Raw genomic sequence first — 17,973 nt, forward strand, 5'->3', positions numbered from 1 at the left:
CGACGTCATCGGCATGTCGGGTCTGCTGGTCAAGTCCACGGTGATCATGAAGGAGAACCTGCAGGAGCTCAACCAGCGCAAGATGGCCGCCGACTACCCGGTCATCCTCGGCGGCGCCGCCCTGACCAGGGCGTACGTGGAGCAGGACCTGCACGAGATCTACGACGGGGAGGTGCGCTACGCGCGCGACGCCTTCGAGGGGCTGCGCCTGATGGACGCACTGATGGGCGTCAAGCGCGGGGTCCCCGGCGTCGAACTGCCGCCCCTGAAGCAGCGCAGGGTCCGCCCCGCCGCCGTGGCGCAGATCGAGGAGCGTCCCGAGGAGGAGGGCTCGGTCCGCTCGGATACCGCCACCGACAATCCCGTACCCACGCCGCCGTTCCGGGGCACCCGGGTCGTCAAGGGCATCCCGCTGAAGGAGTACGCCTCCTGGCTGGACGAGGGCGCGCTGTTCAAGGGGCAGTGGGGGCTCAAGCAGGCGCGCGCGGGAGGCGCCACGTACGAGGAACTCGTGGAGCGCGAGGGCAGGACCCGGCTGCGCGGCCTGCTGGACAGGCTGCACACCGAGAACCTGCTGGAGGCGGCCGTCGTCTACGGCTACTTCCCGTGCGTGTCCAAGGGCGACGACCTGATCCTGCTGGACGAGCAGGGACTGGAACGCACCCGGTTCACCTTCCCCCGGCAGCGCGGCGGCCGCAGGCTGTGCCTGGCGGACTTCTTCCGCCCCGAGGAGTCCGGTGAGGTCGACGTGGTCGGCCTCCAGGTCGTCACGGTCGGCTCGAAGATCGGTGAGGAGACCGCCAAGCTCTTCGAGGCCAACTCCTACCGCGACTACCTCGAACTGCACGGCCTGTCCGTCCAGCTGGCCGAAGCCCTCGCCGAGTACTGGCACGCCCGGGTCCGCTCCGAACTCGGCTTCGCCGGCGAGGACCCGGCCAAGGTCGAGGACATGTTCGACCTGAAGTACCGCGGCGCCCGCTTCTCGCTCGGCTACGGCGCCTGCCCCAACCTGGAGGACCGCGCCAAGATCGCCGACCTGCTCCAGCCCGAGCGGATCGGCGTCCACCTCTCCGAGGAGTTCCAGCTCCACCCGGAACAGTCCACCGACGCGATCGTCATCCACCACCCCGCGGCCACGTACTTCAACGCCCGTTGAGACCGGGCCGCCGACACCGGAAGGAACGGTCCCTTGACAGCTGTCTTCGCCGAACGCGCGGCACCGGCCCCGGCCCGCCCGCAGCCCGCCGCAGCGCCGAGCGCCCTGCCGAACCCACGCCCCACCGTGCGCGAAGTGCTGTCCAGCGGACGGCGCTCGTACTCCTTCGAATTCTTCCCGCCCAAGACCGCGGCGGGCGAGCGGACACTGTGGAACGCGATCCGCCGTATCGAGGCGTACGCACCCTCCTTTGTCTCGGTCACGTACGGGGCGGGGGGATCGTCGCGCGACCGCACCGTGGAGGTCACCAAGCGGATCGCCGCCGAGACCACCCTGCGCCCGGTCGCGCACCTCACCGCCGTCGGGCACTCGCGCGCCGAGCTGCGCCAGATCATCGGCCAGTACGCCGACGCGGGCATCCGGGACGTACTCGCCCTGCGCGGCGACCCGCCGGGCGACCCGCGCGGCGAGTGGACCCCGCACCCCGACGGTTTCCGGCACGCCCATGAACTGGTCAGCATGATCCGGGAGTTGGGAGACTTCAGCGTGGGTGTGGCCGCTTTCCCCGAGCGGCACCCGCGCTCGCCGGGCTGGACCGAGGACATCCGGCACTTCGCCGCCAAGTGCAAGGCGGGGGCCGACTACGCGATCACGCAGATGTTCTTCCACGTGGAGGACTACCTGCGGCTGCGCGACCGGCTCCTGTCGGTGGGGTGTCTGACCCCGGTCATCCCCGAGATCATGCCGGCGACCGACTTCCGCCAGATCCGGCGCTTCTCCGAACTGAGCGACGCACGCTTCCCCGACGCCCTCGCGCAGCGGCTGGAAGCGGCGCAGGACAACCCGGCCGACGGCCACCGGATCGGCGTCGAGTACGCCACCGCCATGTCGCAGCGGCTGCTCGCCGAGGGAGCGCCGGGTCTGCACTACATCACCCTCAACAAGTCGACCGCGACGCTGGAGATCCACCAGAACCTGAACGTGGGGCCGCAGCCGCGGCCCGCGCAGCAGGCCTGACACGGCAACAGTTCCGGCCCGCACACCCGGGCGCCGGCTCTCGTGCCCGCCCGGGTGTGAGTACCGGCCCCGGTGTGCGCACCGACCCCGACGTGCGTACCGGCCCCGGTGTGCGCACCGACCCCGACGTGCGTACCGGCCCCGGTGTGCGCACCGGCCCTCGTACCCACCCCAGCCCTCGTCCCAGTCACCTCTGACGAACCTTTACGGAGCAGCCCCGCTATGGACTTCACCGACTTCAAGGTCGCCGACCTCTCCCTGGCCGCTTTCGGCCGCAAGGAGATCACCCTGGCCGAGCACGAGATGCCCGGTCTGATGTCGATCCGCCGCGAGTACGCCGCCACGAAGCCGCTGGCCGGCGCCCGCATCACCGGCTCGCTGCACATGACGATCCAGACGGCCGTACTCATCGAGACCCTGGTCGCCCTCGGCGCCGAGGTGCGCTGGGTGTCCTGCAACATCTACTCCACGCAGGACCACGCCGCCGCCGCGATAGCCGCCGCCGGCATCCCGGTCTTCGCCTGGAAGGGCGAGACGCTTCAGGAGTACTGGTGGTGCACGGAGCAGGCGCTGACCTGGCCCGGACACGCAGGACCGAACATGATCCTCGACGACGGCGGCGACGCGACCCTCCTCGTGCACAAGGGCGTCGAGTACGCCAAGGCCGGCGCCGTGCCCGACCCGTCGACCGCCGACAACGAGGAGATGGCGCTCGTCCTGTCCCTCCTGGCCCAGTCCGGTCTCGACTGGCCGGCCCTGGCCGCCGGGATCCGCGGCGTGACCGAGGAGACCACCACCGGTGTCCACCGCCTGTACGAGATGCACCGCGACGGCCAGCTGCTCTTCCCGGCCATCAACGTGAACGACGCCGTCACCAAGTCGAAGTTCGACAACAAGTACGGCTGCCGCCACTCCCTCATCGACGGCATCAACCGCGCCACCGACGTCCTCATCGGCGGCAAGACCGCGGTCGTCTTCGGCTACGGCGACGTCGGCAAGGGCTGCGCGGAGTCGCTGCGCGGCCAGGGCGCCCGGGTGATCATCACCGAGATCGACCCGATCTGCGCGCTCCAGGCCGCGATGGACGGCTACCAGGTCACCACCCTCGACGAGGTGGTGGAGAGCGCCGACATCTTCATCACGACCACCGGCAACAAGGACATCATCATGGCCGCCGACATGGCCAGGATGAAGCACCAGGCGATCATCGGGAACATCGGTCACTTCGACAACGAGATCGACATGGCCGGACTGGCGAAGATCGAGGGCATCGTCAAGGACGAGGTCAAGCCGCAGGTCCACACCTGGACGTTCCCCGACGGCAAGGTCCTGATCGTGCTGTCCGAAGGCCGTCTGCTCAACCTGGGCAACGCGACCGGGCACCCGTCCTTCGTGATGTCCAACTCGTTCGCGGACCAGACGCTGGCCCAGATCGAGCTCTTCACCAAGCCGGAGGAGTACCCGACCGACGTCTACGTGCTGCCCAAGCACCTCGACGAGAAGGTCGCCCGCCTCCACCTCGACGCCCTCGGCGTCAAGCTCACCACGCTGCGCCCCGAGCAGGCCGCGTACATCGGGGTCGACGCGGGCGGCCCGTACAAGCCGGACCACTACCGCTACTGACGTACGGGAAGCGCAGCACCGGCCGCCCGTGAACGAGACGGGCGGCCGTGACCGGGGGCGGTCTTCCCGGGGCGGGCGGCCGGATCGGGCCGACGGCCCTAAAACTTCGCTCAAGGACGGTTCGAGAGCCCGCGGCACGGCATCGGGGGAGTGCCACGATCGGATGTCCGTGCCATGGGCAAGCAGTACTCCGACCACTCAGATGAGGACGCAGCCATGAGCCACCCCCCGACCGGGAGCCCGCACCACACCGGCAACTTCCCCCCGCCGCAGCAGCCCGGGCCACCCCACGGGTACCCCCAGGGGCAGGCGCCCGGGTTCCCGCAGCAGGGGTACGGGCAGGCCGGCCGGGGGAGCAACGCCCCGGCGGCTCCCGCCACGGGGAGCACCAAACTCTCGACGGCGCTGATCCTCGTCCCGACCGTCCTCATGGGCCTGATGGCCGGAGTGTTCTTCGCCTTCGACGTCTCCGTCATGCCGGGCCTCGCGGACAGCGACAACCGTACGTACGTCACGGCGATGCAGCACTTCAACGCCAGCATCGACGGCAACGGCCTGTTCGGCATGGCCTTCGTGTGCGCCCTGCTCGTCGCGGTGGCCTCGGCGGTGGTCGAACTGCGCAAGGGCCACCGCAAGGTCGCGCTCTGGGTGGGTGTCGCCGCCGCCCTCTACTTCGTCGTCCTCATGATCACCTTCACGGTGAACATCCCGCTCAACAACGAACTGGCCAGGGCGGGCAGCGCGGCCGAGCTCACCGACTTCTCGATCGTGGAGAAGTTCAGGACCACCTGGGTCACCACCAACATCCTGCGCACGCTGCTGTGCACGGCAGCCCTGACCGTGCTTGCCCGCGCGCTGGTCCTCTACGGGCGCGCCACCCGCTGATAAGGGCGCGCCACCCGCTGACGCAACCCCGGGCCCGCCCCTCTCCCGGGCGGGTCCCGCCACCCGTTCGGCAGGGGTCAGGCGGCGAGGCCGCCGTTGAGCACCAGGGCCCAGGCCAGGAAGCCCACCGCGGCCGTGCACAGCAGGGTCCGCCACACGTTGGCCCGCGCCCACGGGGCCTCGAACGCGCGCCGTACCGCTCTCGGGTCGGGGATGCGGGCCACCGGGCCGGCCTTCTCCAGCGCGTTGTTCAGCGGGATGTTCACCTTGTTGGTGACGCCCATGGAGACGAGGTAGCAGAACAGCGCGGCGATCAGCGGCGGCAGGACGTCGCGGCCGTCCGAGGGGACGTGCAGGGCGAGGGCCACCGCCGTGAAGAGGAACGCGCCGATGTAGCCGAGCACGAACCACCCGTTGAGGATGGCCACGTTGATGCGCTGCATGACGTCGATGACACCACGGTCGTCCTGGGAGCGCCGCAGCGCCGGCAGCACGGACACGGAGAAACCGTAGAACAGGCCGCTGACCAGTCCCATGGTGCTGATCGCGGCGATGAGCGAGGCCAGACGTGCGGTCTCCACGGTGGGGTCCCCCTGCGTGGTCGTGGACGGAACGGGTCATTGGCGGGCAAATGGCACCCCAAGGAAGGGTCATCCTCACGTCAACGCGCCGTGATCCTATGGTGGTCGGGCCGTGCGTCGCGGCGAGCTCGAGCGGGCTTCCAGAGGCCCTTGAGCAGTACGGGCGAAAGTGGCCGCCACCAGGACGGGGACGGGCACGGACTCCGTACCCACCCGAGGAGAGGAACTGCCCGTGAAGGCCTCCGAGACCCCGAAGTCCCCCGCCGCCCCCACCGGCTCCCGGCAGCGGCTGGACGCGCTGCGCGCGGACATCGAGCGCCGCAACCCCGCCCAGCCCGAGTTCCACCAGGCGGTGCGGGAGGTCCTGGACACCCTGGCGCCCGTCTTCGAGGCGCGCCCGGAGTACGCGGAGCCCGCCGCCGCCCTCGTGGAGCGGCTGACCGAGCCGGAACGGCAGATCGTCTTCCGGGTGCCGTGGCAGGACGACCGGGGCCACGTACAGGTCAACCGGGGCTACCGCGTCGAGTTCAACAGCGCGCTCGGCCCGTACAAGGGCGGCCTGCGCTTCCACCCCTCCGTCGACATCGGCGTGGTGAAGTTCCTGGGCTTCGAACAGGTCTTCAAGAACGCGCTGACCGGGCTCGGCATAGGCGGCGGCAAGGGCGGCAGCGACTTCGACCCGCGCGGCAGGTCCCAGTCCGAGGTGATGCGCTTCTGCCAGTCCTTCATGACCGAACTGCACCGCCACATCGGCGAGTACACGGACGTCCCCGCCGGTGACATCGGCGTCGGCGGACGCGAGATCGGCTACCTCTTCGGCCAGTACCGGCGCATCACCAACCGCTGGGAGGCCGGCGTGCTGACCGGCAAGGGCCAGGGCTGGGGCGGCTCCGCGATCCGCCCGCAGGCCACCGGCTACGGCAGCGTGCTGTTCGCCGCCGAGATGCTGGGGCAGCGCGGGGCGTCCCTGGAGGGCCTCACCGCCGTCGTCTCCGGTTCCGGCAACGTCGCGCAGTACACCATCGAGAAGCTCCAGCAGCTCGGCGCCAACCCGCTGACCGCCTCCGACTCGCAGGGGTACGTCGTCGACGACAAGGGCATCGACCTCGCGCTCCTCCAGCAGATCAAGGAGGTCGAACGCGGCCGGGTCAGCGAGTACGCACAGCGCCGCGGCGCCAGCGCCCGCTACGTGCCGGGCGGCCGGGTCTGGGACGTCCCCGCGGACGTGGCCTTCCCCTCCGCCACCCAGAACGAACTGACCGCACCCGACGCCCTGACCCTGGTGCGCAACGGGGTCCGCGCGGTCTCGGAGGGCGCCAACATGCCCACCACCCCCGACGCCGTACGCATCCTCCAGGAGGCCGGCGTCGCCTTCGGCCCCGGAAAGGCGGCCAACGCGGGCGGAGTCGCCGTCAGCGCCCTGGAAATGAGCCAGAACGCGGGCCGGTCCGCCTGGAGCGCCGCCCGCGTCGAGGAGGAGCTGGCCGCCATCATGCGCTCGATCCACGCCGTCTCCTACGAAACCGCCGCCCGCTACGGCGCCCCGGGCGACTACGTCACCGGCGCCAACATCGCGGGCTTCGAACGGGTCGCGGACGCGATGCTGGCACAGGGCGTCATCTGACCTTCCAGCCCGGCCTTTCACGAGCCCGGCGACCGCCCCCCTGGTGCGGGCAGCCGGGCTCATCTACGCCCGGTACGAGTACGAGTACGAGGGAGGTGTGGGCGGGCGGCTCCCCGCTCCACCCGTGTCCTGCCGCGTTCCGAGCCGTCCTTGTCAGAGTCGGGAGGTCCGCACGGGCGCCACGTCCGTACGGGCAGCACGTCTGTGCGAGCGACGGAGGGGGACCGCGATGACGGTGACGGCGATGGGGACGGGCAGGGCTCCGGAGAGCCCGGTGGCCCTGGTCACAGGGGCCACCAGCGGCATCGGGCTGGCGATAGCCCGGGATCTGGGGGCCCGCGGCCACCGGGTGTTCCTGTGCGCACGCACCGAGAGCGCGGTCAAGCAGACGGTGGAGGACCTGCGTGCCGAAGGCCTGTGCGTGGAGGGCATGGCGGCCGACGTCACCGACCGTACGGCGGTCCAGGCGCTGGTCGGGGCGGCCGTCGCCACCTACGGCGCCCCTCTCGGCATCCTGGTCAACAACGCGGGCCGCAGCGGCGGCGGCGCCACCGCCGACATCACCGACGAGCTGTGGCACGAGGTCATCGACACCAATCTGCACAGCGTCTTCCTGCTGACCCGCGAGGCCCTCAACGCGGGCGGTCTGGCCACCGCCGACTGGGGCCGCATCATCAACATCGCCTCCACCGCCGGCAAGCAGGGCGTACTCCTCGGCGCCCCCTACACGGCGTCCAAGCACGCCGTGGTGGGCCTCACCAAGGCCCTCGGCAAGGAGCTCGCCCCGACCGGCGTCACCGTCAACGCGGTCTGCCCCGGCTACGTCGAGACCCCGATGGCCGCCCGCGTACGCAGCGGGTACGCGCAGGCGTGGGACACCACGGAGGAGTACGTCCAGGAGCAGTTCGAGGCGAAGATCCCGCTCGGCCGCTACTCCACCCCGGAGGAAGTCGCAGGCCTGGTCGGCTACTTGACCACCGACCTCGCGGCCTCCATCACCGCCCAGGCCCTCAACGTGTGCGGCGGTCTGGGGAACTTCTGAGCAGCCTCCCGTACACGGAAGGAGCCCCGGCCGGGATACGGCGGCCGGGGCTCCTTCCGTGTACGGGGGCGCGAGCGGCTCACAGCACCGTCGGCGTCCTCCACACGTCCCGCAGGACGGCCTGCGGGGCTGCGCCCGTGGCCTGCCACGCCGTGACCGCCGCCGCGTCCACCGGCTCGTGCGAGAGCAGGACGTGGCGCAGTGACGGGAGGGAGGCGCCGTGGGTGGCGGCCGTGAGGCGGGCGAAGGCGGAGGGGAGCTGGGTGAGGACGGTGATCCGTTCCGCCGCCAGCAGCCGGGCGAAGGCGGGCGCGTCCGCGGCCGTGGCGCGGTCGACGACGACCGCGCGGCCGCCGGAGAGCAGCGGGCCCCACATCTCCCGCATGCCGAGGTCGAGGGTCAGGGAGTGGAAGGACGTCCACACGTCGTCGGGTCCGGCGTCCAGCATCGGCAGGGCCGCGTCCAGCCAGGACAGCACGTCCAGGTGCGAGGCCGGCCGTACCGCCGCCGCCCGGCCGGGATCCGTACCGGCGGCGGGGAGGGACACGAAGGCCGTGTCCCGGGGGAGTTCGCGGGGGGCCGAGGGGGTGGGGCGGGTGCCGATGACGAAGCGGCCCACCTTCGCGAACGGGACCTCGTCGCCCAGCAGTCCGCTGTCCGAGACGACCAGCGAGGCGCCCGCGTCCCGCATCAGGAACTCCTGGAGGCCCCAGGGGTGCGCGGGCTCCAGCGGCAGGACGGCCGCGCCCGCGCGCAGCACGCCGAGCACCGCGCCCACCGCCGTGCAGGACCGCCCGGCCCGTACGGCCACCGCACGGCCGGGTCCGGTACGCCCGGCGAGGCGGCGCGCCAGGTCGTCGGCCAGCAGCTCCAGGTCGAGGTACGTGACCCGGTCCTCGGTGTCCTGGGCGGCGACCCGGTCCGGGTGACGGGCGGCCACGGCCGCGAAGCGCAGGTCGATCCGGTGCCGCCGCTCCAGGCGCTCACCGGCCGGGTCGAGCCCGATCCGGCCGAGCAGAGAAGCCAGGTCGTCGGAGAGCGGGTCGAGCTCCGGATGCTCAGGAGCGGGGTTCATGCGGCCTCCCGGGCCCTCGGGTCGGTTCGGGACGGTGCTTCCCGAGGGACGATGGTGTCGCGTACCACCGGAGTGCCGCTCAAGTCTGGCTGTATGTAAGGGAGTTGCTGTCGGACGGCGCGTGGGGACGCACGGCACCTGAACGTACTCCAGGCGGACTCGAGAGCCGGTCCAGGCAGGGTCCAGAGCCGCTGGAGAGGCTGTGACACGACCCGCCCGCAGATGCCACGCTTCTCGGGCCCTTGCCGCAGCCGCACTCCCCACCACCGCGTGTCCTTGGACGGACGCGTATGGAACTGAGCTTTGTGGCTATGGCCCGTCTCGCGAGACTGGACTTGACTGTACTCATGACTCAGAACGCGCAGAACACGCAGATCACCCTCGTCATCGGTGGAACCGGCAAGACCGGCCGTCGCGTTGCCGAGAAGCTCTCCGCGCAGGGCCGTCAGGTCCGGATCGGTTCGCGCACCGGCGAGCCGGCCTTCGACTGGCACGAGCCCGCCACCTGGGACGCCGCCCTGGAGGGCGTCGACCGGGTGTACGTCACCTTCTACCCCGACCTCGCCTTCCCCGGCGCCGACGAGCTGGTCGGTGCCTTCTCCAAGAAGGCCGTCGCCGCCGGCGCCCGCCGCCTGGTGCTGCTCTCCGGCCGCGGTGAGGAAGCCGCCGAGGTCGCCGAGGACAAGCTCAAGGCGTCCGGTGCCGACTGGACCGTCGTGCGCGCCAGCTGGTTCAACCAGAACTTCAACGAGAGCTTCTTCCTGGAGCCCGTGCTGTCCGGCGAGATCGCCCTGCCGACCGGCAACGCCGTCGAGGCCTTCGTCGACGCCGACGACATCGCCGACGTCGTGGTGGCCGCGCTCACCGACGACAAGCACATCGGCAAGCTGTACGAGGTCTCCGGACCGCGTCTGCTCAGCTACAGCGACGTGGCCGCCGAACTGTCCAAGGCCACCGGCCGCGACATCAAGTTCATCCCGGTCACCAACGAGCAGTACCGCGCGGTCCTCAAGGAGAACAACCTCCCCGAGGAGTTCGCCGACCTGTTCACCATGATCCTGGACGGCCGCAACGCGCACCTCGTGCACGGTGTGGAGGAGGCCCTGGGCCGCAAGCCCAAGGACTTCGCCGACTTCGCCCGCGACGCCGCGGCGACGGGCGTCTGGAACGTCTGACACCGAAGCAGCACGGCAGTACGGCACCACGCGGGACCCCGACCGGTTCGGGCGGCGACTCTGGTACGGCCGCCGCCCGCCGGTACCGGGGCACCCACCACGTACCGCCGCAATCGCACCAACCCGGCAGGAGGCGCTGTCCGATGCCCACTCCGAAAACCTGGTCCAGCGAACAGGGAACGCACTCCCTCCCCCCGCACTTCCACGGTTTCGCCCTGATGCACATCGCCATGCGGCGCGACGCGGCGCGCCTGCGCGCGGCGGCTCCCCACTGGCGGGGCACCGGCAACGAGTGGTGGCAACGCCTGCGCGAAGTCATCGAATGGCACCACACCAGCGAGGACGACGTCCTGTGGCCCGGACTGCGCCGCCGTGACGCCGACTTCGACGCCCAGGCCCGTGAACTGCACGACGACCACGAGGAGCTGGACCGTGCCATGGCCGCGGTCTCCACGGCCGTGACGCAGGGCGGTGCCGGACTCGTCCAGGCCGCCGCGCACTTCGAGCACGTCCTGCACGACCACCTGCGCGACGAGGAGCAGGTCGTCTTCCCGGTCTTCGACCGGCTGGGCGAGCGCGCCTACCTCGCCGAGGAGCGCAAGGTCGTCTCCAGCGCCCCCCGGCGCGTGATGACGTACCTCCAGCCCTGGATGTTCGACGGCGCCGACCGGACCTCGGTGGCGCACGTCTCGTCCACCATCCCGCCCCCGGTCCGGCTGATCGGCGCCACCGTGCTGCGCAGGCGGTACGAACGCACCCTGAAGGGGATCCTGACATGACCAGCACAGTGACAGGCCCGGCCGCCGACGTGGTGAGCGGCGCGGCAGCCGGCACCACCACCCAGTCCGTGACCCTGGTGGCCGCGACGGTGGGCACCGGCCTGATGGCCGGCCTCTACTTCGCGTTCGACGTCTCCGTGATGCCGGGCCTCGGCCGAGGCGACGACCAGACGTACGTGACCGCGATGCGCAACATCAACGAGGCCATCGACAACGGCCTGTTCGGCCTGCTCTTCCTCGGCGCCTTCCTCGCCACCGGGATCGCCGCCGTGCAGCAGCAGCGCGGCGGACGCCCCGACGCGGCCCGCTGGGGCTGGACGGCGTTCGCGCTCTACGGGCTCTCGCTCGTGGTGACCGCGGTCGTCAACATCCCGCTGAACAACCAACTGGCCCGCGCAGGAAGCGACCTGAGTGCCGCCCGTTCGCGCTTCGGCACCCGCTGGGCCGGCGGCAACCTGATCCGCACGGTGGCCTGCACGGCCGCCCTGGCGGCACTGGGCCGCGCACTGACCCTGCACGGCCGGGCGTCGGCGGCGTAATCACGCCGCGGCCGCCCCCCGAAGCAGCGCCCGTCCCTGCCCTCTCCCCCAGGGCAGGGACGGGCGCTTTTCGGTACGAGCCCGGTCCGGAGCACGGCAATCCCGGAGAGGATGAACGGATGGACACTCTGACCGGCCTGCTGGAAGGCCCCAAAGCACGTGGCGCCTTCCTCCTGAAGTCCGTGTTCAACCCGCCCTGGTCGCTGCGGGTCGAGGACCACGCCCCGATCTCCGTCGTGACGATGGCGCACGGCGACGCCTGGCTGATTCCCGACCGCGGCACGCCCGCCGCGATCCGGCCCGGCGACGTGGCCGTGCTGCGCGGCCCCGACCCGTACACCGTCGCCGACTCCCCCCACACCCCGGTCCAGATCACGGTGGGCCCCCAGCAGCGGTGCAACACCCAGGACGGCGAGGACGTCACGGAGTCCATGGCGCTGGGGGTGCGGACCTGGGGCGCCGCCTTCCAGGAGAGGGGCTCCGCGGTGATGCTGAGCGGCACCTACCAGGCCCCCAGCGAGATCGGCCGCCGGCTGCTGAGCGCCCTGCCGACCCTGCTGGTACGCCCCTCCGAGGGCGCCGACGGCACCCTGATCCAGCTGCTCGCCACCGAGATGTCCCGCGACGAACCGGGGCAGGAGATCGTCCTGGACCGGCTCCTGGACCTGCTGCTGATCGGCGTCCTGCGCACCTGGCTCGCCGACCCGGGCAGCGGCGCCCCCGCCTGGTACCGCTCGCAGAGCGACCCGGTGGTGGGCCCCGCGCTGCGACTGCTGCACGAGAACCCCGCCCACGGCTGGACCGTGGAGGAACTCGCCCTCAAGGTGGGCGTCTCCCGGGCCTCCCTCGCCCGCCGCTTCACCGAACTGGTCGGCGAGCCGCCGATGGCGTACCTGACGGGCTGGCGGCTCGCCCTGGCCGCCGACCTGCTGCGCGAACCCGACTCCACGGTGGCGTCGGTGGCCGCGCGGGTGGGTTACGGCTCGGCGTTCGCCCTGTCCACGGCCTTCAAGCGGGTACGGGGTCTCAGCCCGCAGGAGTACCGGTCGGGCACCGCGCCGTCCGGGCCGCGCGAGATCCCGCCGGAGCCCCGCACCGTCATCCTGCCGAAGCCGCGGGGGGCCTGAGGGGCAGCACCCGGCGGGCATCGGCCCGGCGGGCCACCGCCGTCAGGACCAGGCCGTCGGCGGTCAGCCAGCGGCCCTCGTAGACGGGGTCGACGGGGGCCGCCCGCGGCGGGCGCAGGACGGCGGAGAAGGTGCCCCCGGGGAAGAGCGTGAGCGTGGCGTCGCGGAAGCCCAGCCAGATGCCGGTCGCCGGGTACCACGCCTTGTACACCGCCTCCTTGGCGGAGAACAGGACCTTCTCCCACGGCACCGAGGGGTCCGCCGCCGCCAGCTCCGCCAGCCGCACGCGCTCCGCGGGCGAGGTGATCAGTCCGAGGACGCCCTTGGGCAGCGGGCCCACGGGCTCCGCGTCGACGCCCAGGGCGGCGTACCGGCCGGCGGACGCGGCGACCGCACCCCGGTAGCCCTCGCAGTGGGTGATGCTGCCGACCACCCCCTGCGGCCACCGGGGTGCGCCGCCGGGGCCCGGGAGCAGCGGGGCGGGGGAGCGGCCCAGCTCGGACAGACAGCGCCGCGCACAGGTGCGGGCCGTCGCGAACTGGTGGCGCCTGCGCGCGCGGCGGCCCGCCATCAGGGCCGCCTCGGAGAGGAACAGCGGGGCGGGCGCCGCGTCGTCGAAGGCCTCCGACGACGTGACGCCCGCGGGGAGGATCCGCCCGATCAGCCCGGCGGCGCGGGAGCCCGCAGGCCCGGCCGCCGCGAGGGGGGTGCGGGTGCCGGCGGCCACCGGGCGGGCCCGGAGTCCGGCCGCCGCGGGACGGGGGCCGCCGCCGCCCGTGGCGGGAAGCACCGGGCCCGCGCCCGGCGCCGGCAGTGTCCGGCCACCGCTCATCGCGAGGTGAGTTCGGCCACCGCCGACACGGCCGCCGAGGGGTGCTCCAGGGGCAGCATGTGGCCCGCGCCCTCGATGCGCTCGAAGCGGGCCCCGGGCAGCACCCGGGCGAGGGTCTCGGCCAGGCTGATGCCGATCACCTTGTCCGCCGTGCCGTGCAGGACCACCGCGGGGACGGTCAGCTTCTTCAGCGCCTCGCGCACGTCCCAGCCGCGGGTGCACCGGAAGAAGTCCGCCCGCACCCGGGGCGCCGTCGCCGCGAACATCTGGCGGTTGACGTCGCGCACCACCGGGTCGACGCCCTTGCCCATGGTGGAGCCGAGCAGCTTGCGGCCCAGCGGGCCGCGGCGCAGCGCCCACGAGAAGGGGGCGCCGCCCATCATCTTGACCTCGCTGTCCGGGGTGTCCTGGCCGTGCGCGGCCGTGCCCAGCAGCACAAGTCCCTTCAGGCGCCCGGCGGACGGCGAGGACGCCGCATACGCCAGGGCGGCGAACCCGCCGCCCGAGTGGCCGACCAGCACCGATTCGCGGGCGCCCGTCTCGGCCAGCACCGCCGCCAGGTCCGCGCCCAGGCGCTCGACCGAGACGGGGGTACGGCCCAGGGTGGAGGCGCCGTGGCCGCGCTGGTCGTACAGCACCACGCGGTGCCCGGCCCGGATCAGCCGGTCCGCGACGGTGCCCCAGGTCCGGCGGGTGTGGGCCCAGCCGTGCACCAGGACCACGTCGGCGCCCGCCGTCCGTCCGGCCAGCGGCGTCAGGACCGTGACGGCCAGTTCCGCACCGTCGTCGGTGCGTACCGTCAGCTCGTGGGTCAGTTCGGGGATGGTGGTCACTTGGCCACCGCCGACAGCCGCCGGTTCAGCGAGTCGAAGGCGGCGAGCGTGCCCCTGGAGTGCTCGGCGCCCAGGTCGGCGACCTTGGCGAGGATCTTCAGCCAGCCGTGCGGGCTGCCGGTGAAGTGCATCGAGAGCCGGGTGCGGCCGTCGGCCAGCGGCTCCAGACGGAAGGTGCTCGGCCCGCGGAACACCCCGTCGACGTACTCGATGTCGAGCCGGCGGCCCGGCTCGACCGCCACCGTCCGCGAGGTGAAGCGCAGCTTGAGGCCGCCCTTGTCGGCGCCCTTGGTGTGCACGGTCACCCCGGTCCTCCCACCCACCTCGTCGGGCTCGCCGGAGACCGCGTGGAAGGTGTTGGCGGGCACCCACCACTGCTTGGCGCCGCGGAACTCCGAGACGAGCGCCTCCCAGACGGCGTCCGCCGGGGCGTCGATCACCGCCTCGTCGATCAGGTCGTACGTGGTCATCCGAAGCCTCCGAGATAAGGGAAAAGGCGGCGGGGGCGGGGGCGCGTGCCCCGCCCCCGCCGCCCGGTCCGACGGGCCGTCAGGCGAAGATGCCCTGGCCGGGGGTGAAGATGTTGCCGGGGTCGTACTTCTTCTTGGCGTTCACGAAGCCCGCCCAGCGGTTGCCGTAGTGGGCCTGCCAGTCGGCCGTCGTCATGCCGGGGATGGAGCCCACCAGGTAGCGCTTGGCGCCCATGCTCACCGCGATGTCGTACAGCTTGCGGTTCTGCTCCAGCATCGCCTGGACGTTGGGGTCACCCGGGTTGGGGAAGCGGAGCAGGTCGAAGAGGTAGCCGACGGACTCGTTGGGCTGGACCGCCAGCGGTGCCTTGATCTTCGAGGTGTAGTATGGGTAGAAGAGCAGGAACCCGCCGCCCAGCGAATCGCCGCCCAGCTCCTTCTCCGCCAGCTCCATGAACGCCTTGGTCTTCGAGCCGGGCAGGAACATGCTCAGCCACGGCTTGGGCGTGTACCAGTGGCCGGTCTCCTTGAGGTACACCTCGTACGCGTCGAGCCGGAACATGTAGTCCCGGAACGTCCGGTCCTCGATGACCGCCTCGGCCCGCAGGTCGCTCAGGCCCGCCAGCAGCTTCGCGCGGTCCGGCGGCGTCGTGTTGTAGGTGGCGCCGGCCTCCATCTTGTAGCGCCAGCCCGAGCCGTCGGGGGTCCGCACCATCTCGCCCGCGTTCACCGGGAAGCGGCCCTCGGCCAGGAGCTTCTCGGAGTCCTTGAGGTACGTCGCCAGGTCGGCGTAGTAGAGCGTGAAGATGACCGCGCGCTTGGGCGCGGGCACCAGCTTGACCTTGACCCGGACGATGATGCCGACCTGGCCGGCGCCCGCCAGGGCCGCGTGGAACAGGTCGGTGCGGACCGACCGCGAGGCGGTGACCAGGTTGCCGTCACCCGTGACGATGTCCAGGGACTCGACGTTGTCGACCATCAGCCCGTACCGGTGGACGGTGCCGCCGATGCCGCCGACGCTCAGCGTGCCGCCGATCGACAGGTGCAGGTAGTCGGGGAGCGCGGGCGGGGTCTTGCCGAGCTTGAGCGCGGCGTCGGTGACCTGGGCCCAGGTGACTCCGGCCTCGACCTGGACGACGCTGTTGCCGAAGGAGCAGATCTTCCTCAGGCCGCTGGCGTCGACGGAGATGCCGCCGGGCACCCGTGCCTGGCCGTACACCGAGTGCGACTCGATGTCGTTGCCGGTGCCGCCCTGACCGTTGACGGCGATCTTGATGTTGTTGGCGCGGGCGTACTTGACGATCTTGACGATGTCGTTGACGCTGCCGGGCCGCAGCACGGCCCACGGCTTGTTGGCGCCACCGTCGAAGAAGTGGCCGAAGTCGTGGGCGAAGGACTCGACCACGGCGGGCGACGTCTCCAGGGTGCCGTCCAGCGTCGGCACCGGGACGACGGCGGCGTTGCCGGCGGCCTCGGCGGCCGTGGCCCACGACTGGCCGACGGAGTTCCAGCCGATCACCGCGACGGCGGTGGCCGCCGCGGCACCGAGGATCCTGCGCCGGGACGGCTCCGGCGCCCTGCCCGCGGCGGTGCGGGCAACTGTTCTTGGGGGCATGCTCATCTTCGTACGTCTCCCGATTCCCGTGGCCTGCTCGGTCCTACTGAGGCACCTGCGTGCCGGTGCGCACCTGCGAGGCGAGCTGGTACTCGCTCAGGTCGAAGCGCTTGGTCCCGGCGCGGAAGCGCCAGGTGTACGTCGGCCAGATCGACGAGTTGCGGCCGCCTGCGTCCTGGTACCAGCTCTGGCAGTCGGTCCAGACGGAACCCTCGATCCGGCTGTCGAGCGTCTTGTTGTACGCCTCCTGCGCCTGCGGCCTGACCTCGACGCTGGCCAGCCCCCGCTGCTCGGTCTTCTTGAGCGCGTCCAGGACGTAGCCGATCTGCGCCTCGATCATCACGGTCTGCGAGGAGTGCCCCAGCGCCGTGTTGGGGCCCAGCAGCATGAAGAGGTTGGGAAAGCCGGCGACGGTGGTGCCGCGGTGGGCGGACATGCCGTCCTTCCACGCCTCGCGCAGCTGCACGCCGTCGCGGCCCCAGATCCGGCGCGCGACAGGGCGGTCGGTGGCCGCGAAGCCGGTGCCCAGGATGATGGTGTCGATTTCGCGCTCGACCCCGTCCCTGCCCACGATCGACTTCGCCCGGACCTCCTGGATGCCGTCGGTGACCAGGTCCACGTTGGGCTGCTGGATCGCCGGGTACCAGGTGTTGGAGAAGAGCAGCCGCTTGCAGGCCACCACGTAGTCGGGTGTCAGCTTGGCGCGCAGCGCCTCGTCGGGCACCGACTTCTTCAGATGGTCGCTGGCCATCTTCTGCACCTTGCCGGCGACCTTGGGGCGGGCCCAGGCGAAGGCAAGGACCTCACGGCCCCACTTGTTGAAGTTGCGCCTGAAGCCCTGGTAGCCGGGCAGCGAGCGCAGCATCGCGGTGTGCCGCGCGCTGTTGGGCTTGTCGGTCTTGGGGCCGATCCAGGCGGGGGTGCGCTGGTAGAGGTCCAGGTGTGCAACCTCGGGCTGGATCTTGGGCACGAACTGGATCGCCGAGGCGCCCGTACCGATGACGGCGACGCGGCGGCCCTTCAGGTCGTGGTCGTGGTCCCACTTCGAGGAGTGGAAGATCTTGCCCTCGAAGTCCGCGAGCCCCTTGATGTCGGGCACGGACGGCTCGCTCAGGTAGCCGGTGCCGGTGACCAGGAACTGGGCGGTGTAGTCGCCCTGGGAGGTCTCGACCTTCCAGTGGCGTTCGTCCTGCACCCAGCGGGCGGCGATCAGCTCGTGCCCGAAGCGGATGTGCGGGCGGACCCCGAAGCGGTCGGCGACGTTGCGCAGGTAGTCGTACAGCTCGTCGCGCTTGGCGAAGGTGGACTTCCAGTTCGGGTTCCTGGCGAAGGAGAACGAGTAGAGGTGTGACATGACGTCGCACGCGGCACCCGGGTAGTCGTTGTCGCGCCAGGTGCCGCCGACCTCGTCGGCCCGTTCGAACACCAGGAAGTCGTCGATGCCGGACTGCAGCAGCCGCACGGCGGTGCCCAGGCCCGAGAAACCGGTGCCGATGACCGCGACCCGCAGGTGCCGGGTCGGGCCGCGGCCGCCGGGGGCTGCGGCGGCGGTGGTGCGTGCGCCGCCGTCCTTGGCCGGTTCGAGAATGCTCGTCACGTC

At 71.6% G+C, this 17,973-nt stretch carries 17 protein-coding genes; 10 read left to right on the forward strand and 7 right to left on the reverse strand.

Features of this window, described 5'->3' with window-relative positions:
* The 4 genes from ACFWVV_RS14715 to ACFWVV_RS14730 all read left to right on the forward strand — a co-directional run.
* A partial coding sequence (locus ACFWVV_RS14715; RefSeq protein WP_384353795.1) for a vitamin B12 dependent-methionine synthase activation domain-containing protein occupies nt 1–1,156 on the forward strand: 1,156 nt, incomplete at its 5' end.
* A gap of 105 nt (nt 1,157–1,261) precedes the next feature.
* The gene (metF, locus tag ACFWVV_RS14720) at nt 1,262–2,173 is read left to right on the forward strand and encodes a methylenetetrahydrofolate reductase [NAD(P)H] (RefSeq protein ID WP_384353801.1); all 912 of its coding nucleotides are present in this window, start codon (nt 1,262–1,264) and stop codon (nt 2,171–2,173) included.
* A 222-nt stretch (nt 2,174–2,395) separates the two neighbouring features.
* Nucleotides 2,396–3,796, forward strand: coding sequence for an adenosylhomocysteinase (gene ahcY, locus ACFWVV_RS14725; RefSeq protein ID WP_384353793.1), 1,401 nt, complete (start codon nt 2,396–2,398; stop codon nt 3,794–3,796).
* A gap of 216 nt (nt 3,797–4,012) precedes the next feature.
* On the forward strand, nt 4,013–4,681 hold the full coding sequence (locus tag ACFWVV_RS14730; protein WP_384353791.1) for a DUF1772 domain-containing protein: 669 nt from the start codon (nt 4,013–4,015) through the stop codon (nt 4,679–4,681).
* A gap of 77 nt (nt 4,682–4,758) precedes the next feature.
* Here ACFWVV_RS14730 and ACFWVV_RS14735 read toward each other — a convergent pair whose 3' ends face one another.
* Nucleotides 4,759–5,262, reverse strand: a complete 504-nt coding sequence (locus ACFWVV_RS14735; RefSeq protein ID WP_384353789.1) for a DUF1772 domain-containing protein — start codon at nt 5,260–5,262, stop codon at nt 4,759–4,761.
* A gap of 289 nt (nt 5,263–5,551) precedes the next feature.
* On the opposite strand from ACFWVV_RS14735, the gene gdhA reads away from it, so the two are divergent.
* Together gdhA and ACFWVV_RS14745 are read left to right on the forward strand one after the other, a co-directional pair.
* Nucleotides 5,552–6,886 (forward strand): NADP-specific glutamate dehydrogenase, encoded by a 1,335-nt coding sequence (gdhA, locus tag ACFWVV_RS14740; protein WP_384353799.1) that lies wholly within the window; start codon nt 5,552–5,554, stop codon nt 6,884–6,886.
* A gap of 229 nt (nt 6,887–7,115) precedes the next feature.
* Nucleotides 7,116–7,928 carry an SDR family NAD(P)-dependent oxidoreductase gene (locus ACFWVV_RS14745; RefSeq protein ID WP_384353787.1) on the forward strand — a complete coding sequence of 271 codons (813 nt, stop codon included), beginning with the start codon at nt 7,116–7,118 and terminating at the stop codon, nt 7,926–7,928.
* Between the two features lie 79 nt (nt 7,929–8,007).
* Here ACFWVV_RS14745 and ACFWVV_RS14750 read toward each other — a convergent pair whose 3' ends face one another.
* Nucleotides 8,008–9,003: an AMP-binding protein gene (locus ACFWVV_RS14750; RefSeq protein WP_384353785.1), complete on the reverse strand. Its 996-nt coding sequence runs from the start codon at nt 9,001–9,003 to the stop codon at nt 8,008–8,010.
* Nucleotides 9,004–9,350: 347 nt separating this feature from the next.
* On the opposite strand from ACFWVV_RS14750, the gene ACFWVV_RS14755 reads away from it, so the two are divergent.
* From ACFWVV_RS14755 to ACFWVV_RS14770, 4 genes are all read left to right on the forward strand, one after another.
* Nucleotides 9,351–10,178, forward strand: a complete 828-nt coding sequence (locus ACFWVV_RS14755; protein WP_384353783.1) for an NAD(P)H-binding protein — start codon at nt 9,351–9,353, stop codon at nt 10,176–10,178.
* A 143-nt stretch (nt 10,179–10,321) separates the two neighbouring features.
* Nucleotides 10,322–10,957 carry a hemerythrin domain-containing protein gene (locus tag ACFWVV_RS14760; protein ID WP_384353781.1) on the forward strand — a complete coding sequence of 212 codons (636 nt, stop codon included), beginning with the start codon at nt 10,322–10,324 and terminating at the stop codon, nt 10,955–10,957.
* Nucleotides 10,954–11,496 (forward strand): DUF1772 domain-containing protein, encoded by a 543-nt coding sequence (locus ACFWVV_RS14765; RefSeq protein WP_384353779.1) that lies wholly within the window; start codon nt 10,954–10,956, stop codon nt 11,494–11,496. Before ACFWVV_RS14760 ends, ACFWVV_RS14765 begins: the two co-directional genes overlap by 4 nt.
* Nucleotides 11,497–11,615: 119 nt before the next feature.
* Nucleotides 11,616–12,623, forward strand: coding sequence for an AraC family transcriptional regulator (locus ACFWVV_RS14770; protein ID WP_384353777.1), 1,008 nt, complete (start codon nt 11,616–11,618; stop codon nt 12,621–12,623).
* Here ACFWVV_RS14770 and ACFWVV_RS14775 read toward each other — a convergent pair.
* The 5 genes from ACFWVV_RS14775 to ACFWVV_RS14795 all read right to left on the reverse strand — a co-directional run bounded on the left by ACFWVV_RS14775 (nt 12,595) and on the right by ACFWVV_RS14795 (nt 17,970).
* Complete coding sequence (locus ACFWVV_RS14775; RefSeq protein WP_384353775.1) at nt 12,595–13,455, reverse strand: 4'-phosphopantetheinyl transferase; 861 nt, start codon at nt 13,453–13,455, stop codon at nt 12,595–12,597. The genes ACFWVV_RS14770 and ACFWVV_RS14775 overlap by 29 nt on opposite strands.
* Nucleotides 13,452–14,288, reverse strand: a complete 837-nt coding sequence (locus ACFWVV_RS14780; protein ID WP_384353773.1) for an alpha/beta fold hydrolase — start codon at nt 14,286–14,288, stop codon at nt 13,452–13,454. Before ACFWVV_RS14780 ends, ACFWVV_RS14775 begins: the two co-directional genes overlap by 4 nt.
* Entirely contained in the window at nt 14,285–14,758 is a 474-nt protein-coding gene (locus tag ACFWVV_RS14785; RefSeq protein ID WP_384353771.1) for an SRPBCC family protein, read from the reverse strand. The genes ACFWVV_RS14780 and ACFWVV_RS14785 overlap by 4 nt, the downstream gene beginning before the upstream one ends.
* Before the next feature lie 79 nt (nt 14,759–14,837).
* The gene (locus ACFWVV_RS14790; RefSeq protein ID WP_384353769.1) at nt 14,838–16,379 is read right to left on the reverse strand and encodes an FAD-binding protein; all 1,542 of its coding nucleotides are present in this window, start codon (nt 16,377–16,379) and stop codon (nt 14,838–14,840) included.
* Nucleotides 16,380–16,416: 37 nt separating this feature from the next.
* Nucleotides 16,417–17,970, reverse strand: a complete 1,554-nt coding sequence (locus ACFWVV_RS14795; RefSeq protein WP_384353767.1) for a flavin-containing monooxygenase — start codon at nt 17,968–17,970, stop codon at nt 16,417–16,419.
* Nucleotides 17,971–17,973: the final 3 nt, after the last annotated feature.

This window comes from Streptomyces sp. NPDC058663 (assembly GCF_042716745.1).
Classification (GTDB): Bacteria; Actinomycetota; Actinomycetes; order Streptomycetales; family Streptomycetaceae; genus Streptomyces.